General features: G+C 70.4%; 14 protein-coding genes. 5 read left to right on the plus strand and 9 right to left on the minus strand.

Annotated elements, in window-relative coordinates:
* Positions 1-41: 41 nt before the first annotated feature.
* Together AS850_RS09385 and aroA are read right to left on the minus strand one after the other, a co-directional pair.
* Entirely contained in the window at positions 42-1,220 is a 1,179-nt protein-coding gene (locus tag AS850_RS09385) for an acyl-CoA dehydrogenase family protein (RefSeq protein ID WP_119868876.1), read from the minus strand.
* Between the two features lie 2 nt (positions 1,221-1,222).
* A complete protein-coding gene (aroA, locus tag AS850_RS09390; RefSeq protein ID WP_119868877.1) occupies positions 1,223-4,360 on the minus strand; it encodes a 3-phosphoshikimate 1-carboxyvinyltransferase in 3,138 nt (1,045 codons plus the stop codon).
* A 232-nt stretch (positions 4,361-4,592) separates the two neighbouring features.
* On the opposite strand from aroA, the gene AS850_RS09395 reads away from it, so the two are divergent.
* A complete protein-coding gene (locus AS850_RS09395; protein WP_119868878.1) occupies positions 4,593-5,741 on the plus strand; it encodes a glutamate--cysteine ligase in 1,149 nt (382 codons plus the stop codon).
* Positions 5,742-5,781: 40 nt separating this feature from the next.
* Here AS850_RS09395 and ffh read toward each other — a convergent pair whose 3' ends face one another.
* A complete protein-coding gene (gene ffh / locus AS850_RS09400; RefSeq protein WP_119868879.1) occupies positions 5,782-7,341 on the minus strand; it encodes a signal recognition particle protein in 1,560 nt (519 codons plus the stop codon).
* Between the two features lie 103 nt (positions 7,342-7,444).
* Here ffh and lipB point away from each other — a divergent pair, with 103 nt between their 5' ends.
* Entirely contained in the window at positions 7,445-8,113 is a 669-nt protein-coding gene (gene lipB, locus AS850_RS09405) for a lipoyl(octanoyl) transferase LipB (RefSeq protein ID WP_119868880.1), read from the plus strand.
* Positions 8,110-9,096 (plus strand): lipoyl synthase, encoded by a 987-nt coding sequence (gene lipA / locus AS850_RS09410; protein ID WP_119868881.1) that lies wholly within the window; start codon positions 8,110-8,112, stop codon positions 9,094-9,096. The genes lipB and lipA overlap by 4 nt, the downstream gene beginning before the upstream one ends.
* A gap of 19 nt (positions 9,097-9,115) precedes the next feature.
* On the opposite strand, the gene ftsY is transcribed toward lipA, so the two are convergent.
* Positions 9,116-9,985 carry a signal recognition particle-docking protein FtsY gene (gene ftsY, locus AS850_RS09415; RefSeq protein ID WP_119868882.1) on the minus strand — a complete coding sequence of 290 codons (870 nt, stop codon included), beginning with the start codon at positions 9,983-9,985 and terminating at the stop codon, positions 9,116-9,118.
* Positions 9,986-10,193: 208 nt separating this feature from the next.
* Here ftsY and AS850_RS09420 point away from each other — a divergent pair, with 208 nt between their 5' ends.
* Both AS850_RS09420 and AS850_RS09425 read left to right on the plus strand, forming a co-directional pair.
* A complete protein-coding gene (locus AS850_RS09420; RefSeq protein WP_119868883.1) occupies positions 10,194-11,186 on the plus strand; it encodes a TerC family protein in 993 nt (330 codons plus the stop codon).
* 61 nt (positions 11,187-11,247) lie between these two features.
* Positions 11,248-11,826 carry a histidine phosphatase family protein gene (locus AS850_RS09425; RefSeq protein ID WP_119868884.1) on the plus strand — a complete coding sequence of 193 codons (579 nt, stop codon included), beginning with the start codon at positions 11,248-11,250 and terminating at the stop codon, positions 11,824-11,826.
* Positions 11,827-11,848: 22 nt separating this feature from the next.
* Here AS850_RS09425 and AS850_RS09430 read toward each other — a convergent pair whose 3' ends face one another.
* The 5 genes from AS850_RS09430 to rpmF all read right to left on the minus strand — a co-directional run bounded on the left by AS850_RS09430 (position 11,849) and on the right by rpmF (position 18,866).
* Complete coding sequence (locus AS850_RS09430; RefSeq protein ID WP_119868885.1) at positions 11,849-12,871, minus strand: PrsW family glutamic-type intramembrane protease; 1,023 nt, start codon at positions 12,869-12,871, stop codon at positions 11,849-11,851.
* 9 nt (positions 12,872-12,880) lie between these two features.
* Positions 12,881-16,426 carry a chromosome segregation protein SMC gene (gene smc / locus AS850_RS09435; RefSeq protein ID WP_119868886.1) on the minus strand — a complete coding sequence of 1,182 codons (3,546 nt, stop codon included), beginning with the start codon at positions 16,424-16,426 and terminating at the stop codon, positions 12,881-12,883.
* Between the two features lie 522 nt (positions 16,427-16,948).
* Positions 16,949-17,929 (minus strand): bifunctional DNA-formamidopyrimidine glycosylase/DNA-(apurinic or apyrimidinic site) lyase, encoded by a 981-nt coding sequence (mutM, locus tag AS850_RS09440; protein ID WP_119868887.1) that lies wholly within the window; start codon positions 17,927-17,929, stop codon positions 16,949-16,951.
* Positions 17,930-18,661: a ribonuclease III gene (gene rnc, locus AS850_RS09445; RefSeq protein ID WP_119868888.1), complete on the minus strand. Its 732-nt coding sequence runs from the start codon at positions 18,659-18,661 to the stop codon at positions 17,930-17,932.
* A gap of 1 nt (position 18,662) precedes the next feature.
* Positions 18,663-18,866: a 50S ribosomal protein L32 gene (gene rpmF / locus AS850_RS09450; protein ID WP_119868889.1), complete on the minus strand. Its 204-nt coding sequence runs from the start codon at positions 18,864-18,866 to the stop codon at positions 18,663-18,665.
* Positions 18,867-18,964: the final 98 nt, after the last annotated feature.

The raw sequence follows: 18,964 nt of genomic DNA on the forward strand, positions 1-18,964 counted from the left end.
CTGACTCGGAGAGGTGGAAGGGGTGGGGACGCCGGACGCGATCAGAACGAGACGGCGCCGGTGACGACGGCCCGTCCCACGATCAGCTTCTGGATCTCGTTCGTGCCCTCCTCGAAGCGCTGCGCGCGGGCGTCGCGGTAGACGCGCTCGATCGTGTTGCGCTTCCAGTAGCCCTGGCCGCCGTGGACCTGCAGCGCCTTGTCCGTCACGCGGGCGAGCATGTCGACCGCGATCATCTTGGACGCGCTGGAGAGCACGCCGGCGTCGGGACGCGACTCCTCGAACGCCTTCGCGGCCTCGATCACCAGGGCGCGGGCCGCCTGGATGTCGGCGTAGTTCTCGGCGAGGTAGAACTGGATCGCCTGGCGGTCGGCGAGCTTCCTGCCGAACGTCTCGCGCCGGTTCGCATACTCGACCGCCAGCTCCTGCGCGCGCTCGGCGAGGCCGACGGCGCTCATCGCGACCGAGACGCGGCTCGGCAGGAGGAAGCCACCGAGGGCGACGCGGAGGCCGTCCCCCTCCTCGCCGAGGAGCGCCGAGGCCGGCACGGGGGTCTCGGTGAAGCGCAGGATCGCGTGGTCGGTCCCGCGGATGCCCATCGTCTGCGAGTCGTCGATCACCTCGGCCCCGGGGAGACCGGAGTTCGGCATCAGGAACGCGACGAAGCCGTTCTTGTCGGTGGAGCCCTCGATCCGGGCGGCGATCAGCCAGTAGTCGCACTTCACGCCGAACGTGATCATGTGCTTCTCGCCGTTGAGGTACCAGGTGTCGCCCTCGCGGCGGGCGGTGGTGCGGAGATCCTGCCCCGTTCCGGCCGTCGCCTCCGTGAGGGTGAACGCCACGAGCTTCCGGCCCGCGATCGACGGCTTGACGACCTCCTCCATCTGCTCGGGGGTCGCGAAGTCGACCATGGCTCGCCAGGTGCCGTTGATCACGTGGACGAGCATCCGGACCGACGCGTGCGACCGGGAGACGATCTCCATCAGCTCCAGGTAGCGCGAGAAGGGGATACCGCGGCCGCCGAGCTCGACGGGGGCGGCGAGCGACAGGTAGCCGCGGTCGCGGAGTTCCGGCAGGAGCCGCGCCGGCACCTCGCCGGTGGCCTCGATCTCGTCGGCGTACTCCTCGCCGGGGCCCTCGACCCACGCGGTCATCTCGTCTTTCAGGGCCTGGAACTCGGCCTCGTCGAACGCGGTCGGGGCGATGGCCGTTACGGTCATGGTCACTTCTCCTTGACGGTCGTGCTGGTCGACTGGGCGACGAGGGTGGCGGCCTGCTCGCGCAGGAGATTCTTCTGGACCTTGCCGACGACGTTGCGCGGGATCTCGTCGATGTACTCCAGACGCTCCGGCCAGTAGTACTTCGACACCCCGGCGTCGCCGAGGTACCTCTGCATGGTGGCGAAGTCGAGTCGGTCGTCGTCTCGCGAGGCGACCACGAAGGCGCAGGCGCGCTCTCCGAGACGAGGGTCCGGCATGGCCACGATAGCCGCGTCGGAGATCAGCGGGTGCTGGTAGAGGAGGTTCTCGATCTCGACGACGGGGATCTTCTCGCCGCCGCGGTTGATGACGTCCTTGACCCGGCCGGTGATGTGGAGGAATCCCTTGTCGTCGAGCCGCGCGAGGTCGCCCGTGCGGTACCAGCCGTCCTTCGTGAAGACGTCGTCCGTGAGGTCGGGGCGGTCGAGGTAGCCGCCGAACATCGTCGGCGAGTAGAGCTCGTAGTTGCCCTCGGCGCCGCTGGGCAGCTCGACCCCCTCGTCGTCGACGATGCGGAGCCGGATGCCCGGGAGCGGACGGCCGTCGCTGCCCCAGGCGTCCTCCGGCGCATCCTGCGGGGTCGAGAGCGCACCGAGACAGGTCTCGGAGGTCCCGAAGGCGCCGAGCACGCTCGTCTCGAGCACGCGGGTCGCCTTCTCGGCGAGCGCTCGAGGCACCGCGGCGCCGGTCGCGACGAAGATCCGGAGGCTCCGAGGAGCAGGGAACCCGCCCTCGACCTCGGCGACGAGATCGGTGAGGAACGGCGTGGCGCACTGCACGAAGGTGGCCCCGGACCGGGAGAAGGCCTGCTCCAGCGCGACCCGGGGGTCCCAGACCGGTTGGATGACGCTCGCGACGCCGAGCCGCCAGGAGAGCAGCATCCCGTAGAGGAAGCCCGTCTGGTGGGCGAGGGGCGAGGGGATGTAGATGCGGTCGTCCCCGGTGAGGCCGAGGTGCGACACCTCCATGGCGGTGGCGAGACCGAGGGTCCGGTGGGGGTGCTGGACGCCCTTGGGTTCGCCGGTGGTGCCGGAGGTGAACAGGAGCTGGCAGATGTCGTCGGGTCGCGGGGCGAGGCTCTCGATGAGAGGGACGTCGGGCTGCACGGCGCCGAGGGCGATGTCGTAGTACCGCCAGTTCCAGCCCGAGGCCTCGGCGGCCGCTGCGGCCCCGGCGGGGATCGGCGTGACCTCGCTCCGCGCGCCGGCGTCGCCGCGGCTCTCGGACCGCAGGACGACGACGTGCTCCAGCGAGAGGCGGCGCTTCTGGGCCCGGGCCTCGTCGACGACCTCGAGGAGCTCGATCGCCGGGCGGCGACGTCGGAAGACGTTCGGCAGGAAGACGACGCGGGCCCTCGAGCGCGCCAGCGTCATCGTGGTCTCGCGCGGGCCGAAGACGGGCATGATCGGCGTCGCGACGGCTCCGATCTGCACGGTGCCGAGGGTGATCGCCGTGAACTCCTTCCAGTTGGGCAGCTGCAGGGCCACGGACTCGCCCTTCTGCACGCCCAGCTCGATCAGGAGCTGCGAGACGCGGTCGGCCTCCTCCTGCAGTTCGCGCCAGGTCGTCGTCACCGGCTCGACGCCGCCGACCTCGATGACGGCGGGATCGTCGGGGTTGGTCCGCGAGAGCCGTCTCACCCGGTCGCTCAGCACGAGCGGGTCGGCGTCGACGTCCTGGAGCTCGAGCGGGGCCTCCTGCAGCGAGGCCTGCTCGGCGAGGTCGTCGCGCTCGAAGTCGACGTTGTCGCTCGTCTCGCCGTTCGAGGCGTCGCCCATGTCGAGGTCGAGCCCGATCGAGGTCATCGCCTCGAGGAACGTCGGGTAGGAGATGCGGTAGGCCCGCGGATAGGTGAGCGTGGACGCCCCTTCCGCCCGGGTGGAGGCGATCGCGAGCGACATCAGGACGCGGTGGTCGTTGAACGACGACAGCGGCGCCCCGCGGAGCGGCCCGGCGGCCCCGGTGACCCGGAGTTCGTCCTGGGTCTGGTCGGCGCTGCCGCCGAGGGTGTTGAGCTGCAGCATCGCCGACACGCGGTCGGACTCCTTCAACCGGATGTGCCCGACGTTCCGGAACGTCGAGGTGCCCGAGGCGAACGTCGCCATCGTGGCGAGGATCGGCAGGAGATCCGGGATGGGCTGGCAGTCGATGTCGATCGCGCGGAGCGGAGAGCCGTCGTTCACGACGCGGACGAAACCGGTGGCCTCGTCGAGCGACAGGGGGACGCCCATGTCCCGGGCGAGGTCGAGGAACTCCGCCTCCGGGTGGTCGGTGTCGCTCGACGAGATCGCGGAGAGGCCGCGGAACAGGACGTCCGACGGGTGGATGGCCGCCGCGGCGATCCCGAAGGCGGCGGAGCCGATGTCGGGCGGGATCACGTAGTCGTGCGGGACCGCCTGCTGGTTGCCGGGGATGCGGAACGTGAGCCAGTCGTCGTCGTGCTCGACCACGAGGCCGAAGAGGCGCATCATGCGGACCGTCAGGTCGACGTAGGGCTGCTCGTTCAGCGTGCCGCCCGTGACGTGGATGACGGTGTCGGAGGTGGCGAAGGGGGCGAGCAGGAGCAGGCCCGAGAGCCACTGGCTGAGCGTGCCCGCGATCGACACCTCTCCCCCGGTGGGCCGCCCCGGCTGCACCGTCACCGGCGGCCGGTCGAGCTCGGCTTCGAGCGACACCCCCATCTGCCCGAGCGAGTCGAGGAGCGCCTTGATGGGGCGTCGGCGGAAGTACTTCATGCCGGTGAGCGTCATCGGCTGGTCGGCCAGGGCGGCGAGCCCGGTCATGAAGTAGAGCGTCGTGCCGGAGGATCCCATGTTCAGGAGACCCTCGGCGCCGCGGGACCCGTGGTCGATGACGTCGGTCGCCCGGTACGGGCCGCCCTCGACGACGTAGGTGCCGTCGACGACGGTGATCCGCGTTCCGAGGGCACGCAGGGCTCCGACCGTCCACTCGACCTGGCGCGTCGTCGACACGCCCGTGATGACGCTCCGCCCGGGAGCGAGGGAGGCGAGCACGAGGGCCCGGTGGGCGTGGTACTTCGACACCGGGATGTCGAGTTCCCCTGCGAGCCGCGTCGACGTCCCACGAACGACCAGTTGCATCGGGTCTCCTCCTCGCCTGGGACCCCCGGGGGCGCCAGCACAAGCTCAACCCGTCCGGCGCTGGTCCCGTCACGTCACGGTAGCCCACGGTCCGCCCCGCGGAACCGTCGTGATCGCGTGTGCCGACCGCTCTCCGAAAATTCGTGCGCAGCGTGCAAAGATCGGGCCGGTTCTTCGTCGGATGCGCGCTTGCCGACGTGACCCCGGGGCTCCTGCTGGCAGGATGTCGGCCATGCACGAAGAGACTCCCCGCATCGAGTTCGGGCGATCCGAACGGTCCACGCTCGGCCTCGAGTGGGAGCTGGCCGTGGTCGACCGGACGAGCGGGGAGCTGGCGCCGCACGCCCCGAGCATCCTGCAGTCGCTCCGTCACCTCAACGACGACGGGGTCCGCGTCACACACGAGCTCCTCACCAACACGGTCGAGGTGGTCACGGGCGTCCACCACCGGGTCGCCTCCGCCGTGGACGATCTCGCCACGACGATCGACGCCGTCCGGGCGTCGGCGGAGGTGATGAACGCCGACCTCCTCTGCGCGGGCACCCACCCGTTCAGCCAGTGGTTCCAGCAGGAGGTGACCCCCGACAGCGAGCGCTACGAGACGCTCATCGACCGCACGCGCTGGTGGGGGCGTCAGATGATGATCTGGGGCGTGCACGCGCACGTCGGCGTCGACGACCGTCGGAAGGTCCTGCCGATCCTCAACGCGCTGCTGACCTACCTGCCGCACTTCCAGGCGCTGACCGCGTCGAGCCCGTTCTGGGTGGGCGAGGCGACCGGCTACGCGTCGAACCGCGCGCTGATGTTCCAGCAGCTCCCCACCGCGGGCCTCCCACCGCAGTTCGACGAGTGGGGCGCGTACGAAGAGATGGTGCGCGACATGACGCACACGGGCGTGATCGACCACCACTCGGAGCTGCGGTGGGACATCCGCCCCTCGCCCAAGTGGGGGACCATCGAGGTGCGCGTCTTCGACGGGATCTCCAGCGTCGCCGAGGTGGCGGCGATGGCGGCGCTCGTCCAGTGCCTCGTCGACGACTTCTCCGAGCGGCTCGACCGCGGCGAGACCCTGCCGACGATGCAGCCCTGGTTCGTCCGCGAGAACAAGTGGCGAGCGGCCCGCTACGGCATGGAGGCGATCATCATCCAGAACGCGGCCGGAGACGAGCGCCTCGTCCGGGAGGACACCGAGGAGCTCCTCCGCCACCTCGAACCCGCGGCCGAGAGGCTCGGCTGCCTCGACGAGCTCCACGGGATCGAGCGCATCCTCACCCACGGAGCCAGCTACCAGCGGCAGCTCGCCGTCGCGGCGAAGAACGACGGGAGCCTCAAGGCCGTGGTCGCCTCGCTCGTCGCCGAGCTTCGCGACGGCGTCGCCTGACCGCCGACACCTACACGCATCGAGCGCGCAAGGGCGGCGGCTAGCGACCCAGGAACTTCTGCAGGCTGGCGAGCTCCTCCTCGGACGGAGCGGCCTTGCCCCCCTTGCCGAGACCGAACCCGGTGCCGGACCCGGCGGCAGGAGCCACGGGCTTGCCCTCGGCGAGGCGCGCGTTCTCCGCCGCCCTCTTCGCCGGGTTGCCCGCCTTCGAGCCCTTCTTCTTGGCGACCTGCTTGCGGCCGCCGCCGAAGCCCGCACCCGGGATCGGACCCATCCCCGGAACCTGGGGCATCCCGCCCTTGGCCACCGTCTTCATCATCTTGGCGGCCTGCTCGAAGCGGCTGACGAGCTGGTTGACGTCGGTGACCGTCATGCCGGAACCGCGGGCGATGCGGAGACGCCGGGAGCCGTTCAGGATCTTGGAGTTCGCTCGCTCCGCCTTCGTCATCGACTGGATGATCGCCTCGGTGCGGACGATCTCCTGCTCGTCGAAGTTGTCGAGCTGCTCGCGCATGCCCTTGGCGCCCGGCAGCATGCCGAGCATGCCCTTGATGGACCCCATCTTGCGCAGCTGCTGCATCTGCTTGAGGAAGTCGTCGAGCGTGAAGCTGTCGGTCGCGAACTTCTCGGCGATGTCGCGCGCCTCGGCCTCGTCGAACGCGCCCTGCGCCTGCTCGATGAGCGTGAGGATGTCGCCGAGGTCGAGGATGCGCGACGCCATGCGGTCGGGGTGGAACGGCTCGAAGTCGTCGAGACCCTCCCCGGTCGAGGCGAACATGATCGGCCGGCCCGTGAGCTGCGCGACGCTCAGCGCCGCACCACCGCGGGCGTCGCCGTCGAGCTTCGTCAGGACGACACCGGTGAAGTCGACTCCGTCCTGGAAGGCCTTGGCGGTCGCGACGGCGTCCTGGCCGATCATCGCGTCGATGACGAAGAGCACCTCGTCGGGGTCGACGGCCTTCCGGATGTTGGCGGCCTGCTTCATGAGGTCGGCGTCGACGCCGAGGCGCCCGGCCGTGTCGACGATGACGGTGTCGTAGAGCTTGTCGGCGGCGAACTTCACGCCGTTCCTGGCGACCTTGACCGGGTCGCCGACGCCGTTGCCGGGCTCCGGCGCGAAGACGGGGACCCCGGCCTGCTCGCCGACGACCTGGAGCTGCGTCACGGCGTTGGGGCGCTGGAGGTCGGAGGCGACGAGGAGCGGGGTGTGCCCCTCCTTCTTCAGCCACTTCGCCAGCTTGCCCGCGAGGGTCGTCTTCCCGGCGCCCTGGAGGCCGGCGAGCATGATGACCGTCGGCGGCCGCTTCGCGAACTCGAGGCGGCGCTGCTGGCCGCCGAGGATCTGGACGAGCTCCTCGTTGACGATCTGCACGACCTGCTGCGCCGGGTTCAGGGCCTTGTTGACCTCGTCGCCGAGCGCGCGCTCGCGGATCGCCTGCGTGAAGCTCTTGACGACCTCGAGCGCGACGTCGGCGTCGAGCAGCGCGCGTCGGATCTCGCGGACGGTTCCGTCGACGTCGGCGGGCGAGAGCTTGCCCTTGCCGCGGAGATTGGTGAGGGTGGCCGCGAGGCGGTCGGAGAGGGATCCAAAGGTTGCCATGGTGCCCCAATCTTAACCGCTCGGCTCACGAAGCGGCACCGGGCGGACCGGGCGCTGCGGATCGCTTTTTTGTACTCGGTCCAACAATTGGTAGCGTGACCGCATGACGACGATGCGACTCGGCCTCGAGGGGCCTCTGCTCGACTACACCGAGGGCCTGGCGCTGCAGCGCCGCCTCCACGCCGAGGTGGTCGAGGGCACGACCGGGCAGGCGCTGATCCTCTGTCAGCACCCGTCCGTCTACACGGCCGGCACCCGCACGCAGGAGAGCGACCTCCCCCGCGACGGCAGCCCGGTGGTCGAGGCCGACCGGGGCGGCCGGATCACCTGGCACGGACCGGGACAGCTCGTCGCCTACCCGATCGTCCGGCTGCCCGAGCCCGTCGACGTCGTCGCTCACGTGCGGGCCCTCGAACAGGTCGTCATCGACGTCTGCGCCCGGTTCGGCGTCGACGCCGAGCGCATCGACGGCCGGAGCGGCGCCTGGGTCCGCGGACCGTTCCGCGACGAGAAGGTGGGAGCCATCGGCATCCGGGTCGCCCAGGGGGTCACGATGCACGGCATCTCCCTCAACTGCGACAACTCCCTCGACCCTTACGCCACGATCGTCGCCTGCGGGATCGCCGACGCCGGCGTCACGACCCTGTCCCGCGCGGCGGGCAGGACGATCTCCGTCCTCGACGTCGCCGACGCGCTGGAGGAGCGGCTCGACGCCTACCTCGAGACCCTGCTCCGGGTCGCCCCCGTCGAGGCGACGGCGGTGACCGCGTGACCGCGACGGTGCCCGACGGGCGGCGGCTCCTGCGGATCGAGGCGAGGAACGCGGAGACGCCGATCGAGACGAAGCCCGGCTGGATCAAGACGCGGGCCACGCAGGGCCCCGAGTTCCGAGCCCTCAGCGCCCTCGTCACGGAGAAGAAACTGCACACCGTCTGCCAGGAGGCAGGCTGCCCCAACATCTACGAGTGCTGGGAGGATCGCGAGGCCACCTTCCTCATCGGCGGCTCCCAGTGCACGAGGCGCTGCGACTTCTGCCAGATCGACACGGGGAAGCCCTCCCCGCTCGACCTGCGCGAGCCGCTCTCGGTCGCGGAGTCGGTGCGCGAGATGGGCCTCCGCTACGCCACCGTGACCGGTGTGGCCCGCGACGACCTCGAGGACGAGGGCGTCTGGCTGTACGCGGAGACGATCCGCAGGATCCACGAGCTCAATCCCGGCACCGGCGTCGAGATCCTCGTTCCCGACTTCAGCGGGAGGCCCGAGCTCCTGGCGAAGGTCTTCGAGGCGCGCCCGGAGGTCTTCGCGCACAACGTGGAGACGGTGCCGCGCATCTTCAAGCGCATCCGGCCGGCCTTCCGCTTCGACCGGTCGCTCGACGTGATCCGCCAGGGGCACGACGCCGGTCTCGTGACGAAGTCGAATCTCATCCTCGGCATGGGCGAGGAGTACGGCGAGGTCATCGACGCGCTGGAGCGGCTGCGCGAGGCGCACACCGACATCATCACGCTGACGCAGTATTTGCGGCCGAGCCCCCGCCATCTCCCGGTGGCCCGCTGGGTGAAGCCGGAGGAGTTCGTCGACTTCAAGGAGATCGCCGAGGACCTCGGGTTCAGCGGCGTCCTCGCGGGGCCCCTCGTGCGGTCGTCGTACCGTGCCGGGCGCCTCTGGGCGCGCACGATGCGCGCGCAGGGTCGCGACATCCCCGCGGCCCTCGAGCACCTCGCCCTGCAGGAGGCGGGCGCTCAGGCGGTCTGACCGCGTCGCCGTCGCAGCGTCAGCCGATGAGGTTCTGGACGAAGACGTGCGGCGTGAAACCGGTGAGGTCGCCGATGCCCTCGCCCTGGCCGACGAGCTTGATCGGGATCCCGGTCTGCTCCTGCACGGCCAGCACGAAGCCGCCGCGGGCCGAGCCGTCCAGCTTCGTGAGGACGAGGCCCGTGACGCCCGCGTGCTGGATGAACGCCTCCGCCTGAGCGAGGCCGTTCTGGCCGGTGGTGGCGTCGAGGACGAGCAGCACCTCCGCGATCTCCGTCTGCTTCTCGACGACGCGCTTGATCTTGCCGAGCTCGTCCATCAGCCCAGCTTTGGTCTGGAGGCGGCCGGCCGTGTCGATGATGACGATCTCGATGCCCTCGCGGATCGCCAGGTCGACGGTCTGGTAGGCCACCGACGCGGGATCCTGCCCCTGCGCCTGCGGCTTCACGATGCGGACGCCGGCGCGCTCCGCCCAGGTGCCGAGCTGCTCGACGGCGGCCGCGCGGAATGTGTCGGCCGCACCGACGACGACCGAGCGGTCGAAGTTGCGGAGGAACTTCGCGAACTTGCCGATCGTGGTGGTCTTGCCGACGCCGTTGACCCCGACGACGAGCACGACCGCGGGGCGGTTGGAGAGCTTGAGCGTCGAGTCGAGCTTCGACAGGCGCTCCTCGAGCGTCTCGCGGAGCATCCGCTTGAGGTCGGCCGGGTCGGTGGTGTTGTACCGCCCGACCTTCTCGCGGAGGTCGTCGATGACCTGCTCGGTGACGTCGGGGCCGAAGTCGGCGCCGATCAGAGCCGTCTCGAGGTCGTCCCAGGTCGTGTCGTCGATCGTCTTGCGGCCGAACATGCCGCGGAGTGCGCCGGAGAGGGACCAGGGGTTTGCCATGGGTGCAACTTTAGTCGGCCCTGTGACAGCCGCCGGATCTCTCGGTACGCTGGTCACACGAAGGGGAGTATTCCCGTCCGCGGTGTCGCCGTCAGTACGGCCCAGAACGATCTGGGTCCGGTGCATCGGCCTCTCGATCTCGAGAGGCGGAAGAGACCTTCAGTATCCGTCGCACCCTTTTTCGGGGTGCCGTACTGAAGGAAACCTCATGGAGACCCCGTTCCTCGTCTGGGCACTGACGATCGTCTTCGTCCTCGGCCTGCTGATCTTCGACTTCTACAGCCACGTGCGCACCCCGCACGAGCCGACCATCCGCGAGAGCGCGACCTGGTCGATCGTCTACATCGGCATCGCCGTCCTCTTCGGCGTCGGGGTCGGCGTGACGAGCGGCTGGCAGCTCGGCGGCGAGTACTTCGCCGGCTACATCACCGAGAAGGCCCTGAGCGTCGACAACCTCTTCGTCTTCCTCATCATCATGACGAGCTTCGCCGTGCCACGGATCTACCAGCAGAAGGTCCTCCTCGTCGGCATCGCGATCGCCCTCGTCTCCCGCGGGCTCTTCATCGCCCTCGGCGTGACGATCATCGAGAACTTCTCCTGGGTCTTCTACCTGTTCGGCTTCCTCCTCTTCTGGCTCGCCTACAGCCAGGTGAAGGGCGGACACGACGAGGCCGAGGAGGGCGACAGCCGGCTCATCCGCATCCTGCGCCGCATCGTGCCCACGAGCGCCGACTACGACGAGGACCGTCTCACGACCAAGGTCGACGGCAAGCGCCTCTTCACCCCGCTCTTCCTCGTGATGCTCGCCATCGGCCTCACCGACGTGCTCTTCGCCCTCGACTCCATCCCCGCGATCTTCGGCCTCACGCAGGACGCCTACATCGTCTTCACGGCGAACGCCTTCTCGCTCCTCGGCCTCCGCCAGCTCTACTTCCTCATCTCGGGCCTCCTCGAGCGCCTGGTGTACCTCGCGCAGGGCCTCGCCGTGATCCTGGCCTTCATCGGAGTAAAACTGCTCTTCCACGCGTTGCACGTGAACGAAGTACCCTTTATCAACGGCGGTCGCCCCATCGAATGGATCCCCGAGATCCCCATCTGGTTCTCTCTCGGCTTCATCGTGGTCACGATCCTGGTCGCCACCGTCCTCAGTCTCCGCAAGTCGGGCAAGGACGCGAAGCGAGACGAGCTCGCGGCGTCCTAGCGGGTTCGCGCCGACACCGTCGCACCGGGCACCCGGTCACGCAGCAGAACAAACGGAGAACATGCGCCTCGAACTCATCCGCCACGGTCAGACGGACTGGAACCTCAACGATCAGCTCCAGGGGTCGTCCGACATCCCGCTGAACGAGACGGGTCGGGAGCAGGCGCACGCGGCGGCGGCGCTCCTGGCCGGGCTTTCCTGGAGCGCCATCGTCTCCTCCCCCCTCGGGCGTGCCCGCGAGACCGCGCGCATCATCGCCTCCGATCTCGGCATCGAACTCGGCGACGCCTACCCGGAGCTGATCGAGCGCGACTACGCGTCCCGCGAGGGCACCGTGCCGACCGACACGATCCCCGACGAGCCGAGCGGCGACTTCCTCGACATCGAACCCCGCGAGTCGGTCGCCGCTCGGGGCCTCGGCGCCCTGCAGGACATCCGCGACACCCGCCTCCCGCTCGACGGCGAGGACGGCAACATCGTCGTCGTGTGCCACGGCACGATCATCCGCTTCACCCTCTCCGCCATCCTGGGTCGCGAGGTCGGCCACATCCACAACGCCGCAGCCAACACCGTCGAGTGGATCGACGGTGGCTGGCGCGTGCTCACCGTCAACGGCGAGTCCGTCCTCGAGACGGCCTGAGCCGACCCGCCGCCCCCGCCCGCTAGACGAGGTCGTGCGCCGGTGACGGCGCGGACTCCTCGGGTCGGGGCGGTTCCTCGGGCAGAGGGTCCGGCGGGAGCGGCTCCCCCGTCGGCGGCCGGAGCCACCAGGCGACCGGCAGCTGGAAGGCGAATCGGGCGCGACGCGCGACGCGCAGCCAGACGAGACCGCTGCCGACGATGACGCCCGGGATGACGACGAGGACCAGGAGCAGCAGCACCGGGTTGCCCGTCGCGAGGAGCAGGCTGCCGGAGCCGTCGAAGAGGCCGTGCGCGACGGCGACGCCGAGATACGCCAGAACGACTCCCCCCGTGATCCGGAAGCGGCCGTTCCGAGCGGCCGCGAACACGGCGGCCGCGAGCAGCGCGGTGAAGATCGGGTGCAGCACCGGTGTCTCGGCCGCCCGCAGCGGGACGAGCAGGAGCGCCGACTGCAGGCCGTCGAGGTGCAACTGCGCCAGCGGGTGGTCGATCACGCGGACGGCGTAGCCGAGGTCCTCCATCGCCGCGAACCCGAAGCCCACGGCGCCGCCGAGGAACAGCCCGTTGCGGACGCTCCTGTCCGCGAGGCGCCAGGACACGGCGACGACGGCGACGATCTTCGCGAACTCCTCCGTGACTCCTGCGAGCAGGAGCACCACGGTGCCCGGCTGACCCGCCGGGCTGCCGGTCGCCCGAGCGACGAGGATGTCGAGCGTCGAGCCCAGCGTCACCGCGATGAGGCCGCCGAACGTGGCGGCCAGCAGGAGCCTCGGAACGGTCAGGGTGTCACGGGGCCCGATGCGGTACGCCATCACGTACAGCAGGGCGACGGCGGAGCCGAACGACCCCACGAGGAGCCCGATCGTGATCGACAGCGTGTTCCCGAGGAGGAGACCGTCGACGAGCACGAGGAAGAGGAAGAAGAACAGCGAGGCCGCGCCGATCCAGAGCCCGCCGAAGCGGCCGATCCACTTGCCGGTCGGTCGTTCTCCGGGAACCCAGATGGGTGGTGGCCAGTATCCGCGCTGCCGAAGTTCCCGCATCCTCGAAGGCTACCCGGGCACCGACTCCACGGCGCTCCCCCGTTCACGGGCGGTGACGACCCTCTGGCCGACGACGGCGGAGACGCCGTCCTGGCGCATCGAGACCCCGTAGAGGGCGTCGGCGATCTCCATCGTGCGCTTCTGGTGGGTGATGACGATGAGCTGCGACGACTCCCGGAGGTCCTGGAAGATCGTCAGGAGCCGCCCGAGGTTGGCGTCGTCGAGGGCCGCTTCGACCTCGTCCATGATGTAGAACGGGCTGGGGCGCGCCTTGAAGATCGCGATCAGCAGCGCCACGGCCGCGAGCGACCGCTCCCCGCCCGACAGGAGGGACAGGCGCTCGATCTTCTTGCCCGCCGGCTTGACGGTGACCTCGATGCCCGTCTCGAGGAGGTTGTCCGGGTCGGTGAGGTGGATGCTGCCGCTCCCGCCCGGGAAGAGGATCGGGAAGACGCGGTTGAACGCCTCCTTCGTGTCGTCGAAGGCCGCCTTGAAGATCACCTGCATCTTCTCGTCGATCTCGTCGATGATCGTGAGGAGGTCCTTCCGGGTCGACGTGAGGTCGCCCAGCTGGTCGGTGAGGAACTTGTGCCGCTGCTCCAGCGCCGCGAACTCCTCCAGGGCGAGCGGGTTCACGCGACCGAGCTGCGCCAGGGTGCGCTCGGCGGCGGCGAGCCTCTTCTTCTGCTCGGCGCGGTCGAAGGGCGTCGCCTCGTCGTCGTCCGTCGAGCCCGGGACGGGGACCTCGGGGCCGTACTCGTCGACCAGGACGCTCTCCACGAGTCCGAGTTCGGATCCTGCCCGCTCGAGGAGGCCGGAGAGGTGGAGCTTCTTCTCGTAGATCTCCATCTCCAGGCCGTGCACGTTCTCGGTGACGGTGTGGAGTCGCTCGCGGAGAGCGCGCTCCTCGCGGCGGAGGGTCGCCAGCTCGGTGTTCTGCTCGGAACGCTCCCCCTCGCGCCGGGCGAGGACCGCCCGCGCCTCGGCGACCGAGCGGTCGACGGCGTCGAGGACGGCGGGGAGGGCGTCGAGGACCGACGTCGTCGCCACCATCTGGCGCTGGCGCACCACGGTCTGCCTGGCGTGCTCCTCGGCAGCGGCGCGTTGCTCGTCGAGCTGGCGCTGGAGATCCTTCGCCCGCGAGACCTCGGCCCGCACCCGCTCCCGGATCGTCTCCAGTTGGATGCGCTTCTCGATCTCGACCCCGCGGGCGTTCTCGACCTCCGCGAGCACCCCGTCACGAGCCGAGGCGTCGAGCATGGGACGCGGCCGGGAGGAGAACTCGCCGAGCGCCGACTCCGCCTGCGCGACGGCCCGCTCCGCCTGGTGCACCGCCTCGGCGGACGTGGCGAGGGCTGCCGAGAGACGCTCGGCCTCCGCTTCGGCGGCTTCGAGCTGGACCCGGAGACGCCCGGTGCGCTGGTCGAAGGCGGCCAGGCGGGACTCGTGCTCGCGCGCAGCGGCCGTGGCTTCTTTGGACGCCGTGCGCCGCTCGGAGAGGGCCGCTCTGGCCTCGTCGAGGTCGGCGGACACGCGTTCGATCTCGACGCTGACCCCGGTCAACGAGTCGGCGGCCGTGTCGCGCTCGGCGACGAGCTCGAGTCGGGAGCGGCCTCCTGCGGATCCGCCGCGGACGACGAAGTCGGTCAGGACCTCGCCCTGCCGGGTGATGACCGTGACGGGCGCGTCGAGGCCGACCGCCGACCCGGTCACGGCGCGGGCGATTGCCAGGTCGTCGGCGATCACCGTGCGGGCGAGGACGCCGAGGACGCCGCCCGGGGCGGTGACGACGGCGACCGCGGGGCGGGCTCCGGCGGGGAGGTCGAGGTCGAGAGCGCCCGGGGTCCGGGCCGGAGCCGCGACCACGACCTCGACGCGGCCCAGCTCCTCCGCGGTCACGTGGGCGACCGCGTCGAAGGCGTCGTCGGCGTTCTCCGCGAGCACGGCGTCGGCGACCGTGCCGAGGGCGGCGGCGATCGCCACCTCGAAGCCCGGCTCGACCTGGACGTGCTCGGCGACGAGACCGCGGACGCCCGGTCGACCGGCCTTCACGAGGGCGCTGGAGGCGTCCTTCTGGTCGAGGGCGAGCGACAGGGCGCTGGTGCGGGCCCCGAGCGAGTCGTGCTCCCGCTCGAGGGCGTGCAGGCGATCCCGGAGCGCTTCGACGGCGGTCTGGGCGGCGGACACGCCCTCCTCCGCGACCCGCTGCGCCTCGGCGTGGTCGACGCGGGAGGCGTCGTCGCGGTCAGGGGCGTCGTCCTGGGCGGCGGCGTAGTCGCTCCTGCTGGAGTCGCGGCGGAGCTCGGCCGCCTGGAGGGCGTCGGTCTGCCGGAGCTGCTCGCCCCGCACGGCGGCGAGCTTCGACCGGGCGACCTCGACGGCCCCGCCGAGGCGCGCCACCTCCAGGTCGTGCTTCGAGACCAGGGCGCTCTGGGCCGCGATCTCCTCGTCGAGGGAGTCGAGGGAGGCGCGCGTCGTGGCGACCTCGGCCGCCGCGTGGGCGACGGCGAGCTCGGCCTCGGCGACGCCCTCCTGGAGGCGCTCGGCCTCGTCGCGGGCGTCCGCCACCATGCCGGCGCTGACAGTCGTCGCGACGGAGGGCTGGTCGGCCTGCTGGGCCAGGAGGGTGAGCTTCTGGTTGGCGAGGCTCGACAGGCTGCGGAGACGCTCCTGGACCGACTCCAGTCCGAAGGCGATGCGGCGGGCCTCGTCGACGGAGTCGCCGACCATCGCCTGTTCGAGGCGCTGCTCGCGGAGCTTGTTCTGATCGAGCTGCTCCTGGAGGACGATGCGCTCGCTCTTGCGCTCGTTCTCGTCTTTCGACTGGGCGGTGAGGACCGTCCGGAGGCCGACGACCTCGTCGGCCAGGAGCCGGGCGCGAGCGTCGCGCACGACCGCGGCGATGCCCTGCGCCTCGCGGGCGATCTCCGCCTGGCGCCCGAGCGGCTTCAGCTGGCGTCGGATCTCGCCCGCGAGGTCGCTGAGCCTCGTGAGGTTGGTCTGCATGGCCTCGAGCTTGCGGAGCGTCTTCTCCTTGCGCCGGCGGTGCTTCAGGATGCCCGCGGCCTCCTCGATGAACCCGCGACGCTCCTCCGGCGTCGCCCGCAGCACGGCGTCGAGCTGCCCCTGGCCCACGATGACGTGCATCTCGCGCCCGAGCCCGGAGTCGCTGAGGAGCTCCTGGACGTCGAGGAGCCGGCAGTTGTCGCCGTTGATCGCGTACTCGCTGCCGCCGTTGCGGAACAGGGTCCGGCTGATCGTCACCTCGGTGTAGTCGATCGGGAGGGCGCCGTCGGAGTTGTCGATGGTCAGGACGACCTGAGCGCGCCCCAGGGGCCCGCGGGTCGACGTGCCGGCGAAGATGACGTCCTCCATCTTGCCGCCGCGGAGGGTCTTGACGCCCTGCTCGCCCATCACCCAGGCGAGGGCATCGACGACGTTGCTCTTGCCGGAGCCGTTGGGGCCGACGACGCAGGTGACACCCGGCTCGAAAGCGAACGTGGTCGGCTGCGCGAACGACTTGAAGCCCTTGAGCGTGAGGCTCTTGAGGTACACGCCGCGCCCTTCCGTCGCCCGCCGCCACGGCCCTGCACCGCGCTGCCCCCAGGGTACCGGGGGCGTCGTCGACGCGGGGATCGGCGCGCCTGCGGCTGTCGCGCCCGCCCCCGGCGATCGGCGCGGGCCTCCCCGCCGGCCCGGTGTGCCCCGGGGCTGCTGGCTGCCCCCTCCCCGAGCAGTGATGTCTCCCGGGCCTGTACAGGTCCGCCTGAATTCATCGCGACCTGAAACGCGCCCGCCCGTTTCGCACCCGAAGTCCGGCCGCGTTTCAGGTCCGCGTGAATTCACGCGCGGCTGAAATCTCCATGCGCGTCGCCTGGAGGGTTTCAGGGTCGCGTGAATTCAGGCCGACCTGTACAGGCCCCGGAGATAACACTCTCTCCCTGGGGCGCGGGTCGCCTGGGCGGAGCACCGAGCACCGAGCCTGAACCACGGAGGACCGAGCACCGGCGCACCACCCCGCGCGGGCGGGACGCCGGCACCACCGGGCACGAGCTCGACAGCGCGCAGCCGCCGACCTCAGGTCGTGAGCTTCTGACACCTCGGACAGAAGTGCGACGACCGGTTCATGAACGCCACCCGGCTGATCGGCGTCCCGCAGCGAGGACACGGCTTCCCCTGCTGCCCGTACGCGTTGAGGCTGTGCGAGAAGTACCCCGACTGCCCGTTGACGTTCACGTACTGCTGGTCGAAGCTCGTCCCGCCCTCGGCCAGGGCCTTGAACAGCACCGCCTTCACCTCGAGCAGGAGCAGCGCCGCCCGTCTCCGCGACAGCGACGAGCAGGGCTGGTCGAAGTGGATCTTCGCGGCCCAGAGCGACTCGTCGGCGTAGATGTTGCCGATCCCGGAGACGAGCCCCTGATCGAGCAGCGCTCGCTTGACGCCCGAGCGACGCGCCAGGAGCCGGTCGACGAAGGCGCGCTCGTCGAAGGCCGGGTCGAGGGGGTCGCGCGCGATGTGCGCGACCTGGTGAGGGATCCGCGTGACCCAGCCCCGATCCTCCTGCGGGCCGTGATCGTGCAGCGACCCCGCATCCGCCTCGGCGTCGTGGCCCAGGATCGTCGGCGACGAGTAGCCGGCCGCGCGCCCGTCGGGCGTCGGCTCGGTGTCGTCGAGCGCCATCGACCCGAAGATGCGCTGGTCGACGAAGGCGAGGCGGACGTCCCCGAGCGCAGGATGCACGAGGTCGAGTCGGATCCGCAGCAGGCGGTCGTCGACCTGGTCGCGCGAGCGGAGCAGCACCTGCCCGCTCATCCCCAGGTGGGCGACGAGCGCCTCCACCGGCCCGCCGGGCACGGCGAACGGGAACCAGAGGAACTTCCCGCGACGGACCGCCGAGAGGAGCACGGCCCCCGTGAGGCGCTCGACGAAGTCGGCCTCGGGGCCGGCGTGCCGCCGCAGCGACCGGGGTTCGAGCACGTCGACATGGTCGACGACGGCACCCGTGACGGCGGGGTGGAGGCCGGCCCGCACGACCTCGACCTCGGGGAGCTCCGGCACCTAGACGGCGTCGGGCGCCGAAGGAGGCGCACTGAGGGTCGTCCAGGCCTCGAGCGCGGCGGCCATCTCGGCCATCTTCTTGCTGCTGCCCGTCCCGGAGGCGATCTCGTCCTTGCCGAGGCGCACGATCGCGTGGAACCGCTTGTCGTGGTCGGGGCCGGAGTCGCTGATGACGTAGTTGGGCATGCCGCGACCCTGGGCGCTCGCCAGCTCCTGCAGGCTCGTCTTGGGGTCCATCGCCGCACCGAAGCGATCGGGATCGGCGAGGAGCGGCGCGATCAGTCGCATGACGAGACCGGTCGCGGCCTTCGGCCCGGCGTCGAGGTAGGTGGCGCCGATGATGGCCTCCACGGTGTCGGCGAGGATCGAGTGCTTGTTCCGCCCGCCGGTGAGCTCCTCGCCCCGCCCGAGCAGGATGAAGCGGCCGAGACCGATGTTGTCGGCCACCTCGGCCAGCGCGACCGTCGACACGAGGCTCGCGCGCCGCTTGGCCAGGTCTCCCTCGTCGAGGTCGGGGTTCTCGCGGTAGAGCATGACCGTGACGGCCTGCCCCAGAATCGAGTCGCCGAGGAACTCGAGCCGCTCGTTGTTGCGGATGCCACCGTGCTCGTAAGCGTACGAACGGTGGGTGAGGGCGAGCTCGAGGAGTTCTGGGCTGATCGCGACGTCGAGGAACGAAACGAGATCAGCCCGGTCAGAGGACTCTGACACGGGCTGATTCTTGGCGCTCATCTCAGACGTCGGCGACCTTACGGCCCTTGTACTCCATGTACAGGGCGGTGCCGGCGCTGTCTTCCACGACCTTGGCGCGGTGGGGGAGGCTGTAGACGGTCTTGCCGCCTTCGATGCTCTTCACGAGCGTGACAGGCGTGGCCTTCCACTGCGAACGGCGAGCGTGCGTGTTGGAGCGCGACTGCTTCCTCTTGGGAACGGCCATGAGTGTCTCTTCTCTATCTGTGGGTGGTGACGTGGTCGTCCGGCGCCCGAGCCGTCAGGCCGGTCTCCGCAGTGTTCGGGCCCGATCGTGCTGGGCCC

Source organism: Frondihabitans sp. 762G35 (assembly GCF_002074055.1).
In the GTDB taxonomy this organism is placed as follows: domain Bacteria; phylum Actinomycetota; class Actinomycetes; order Actinomycetales; family Microbacteriaceae; genus Frondihabitans.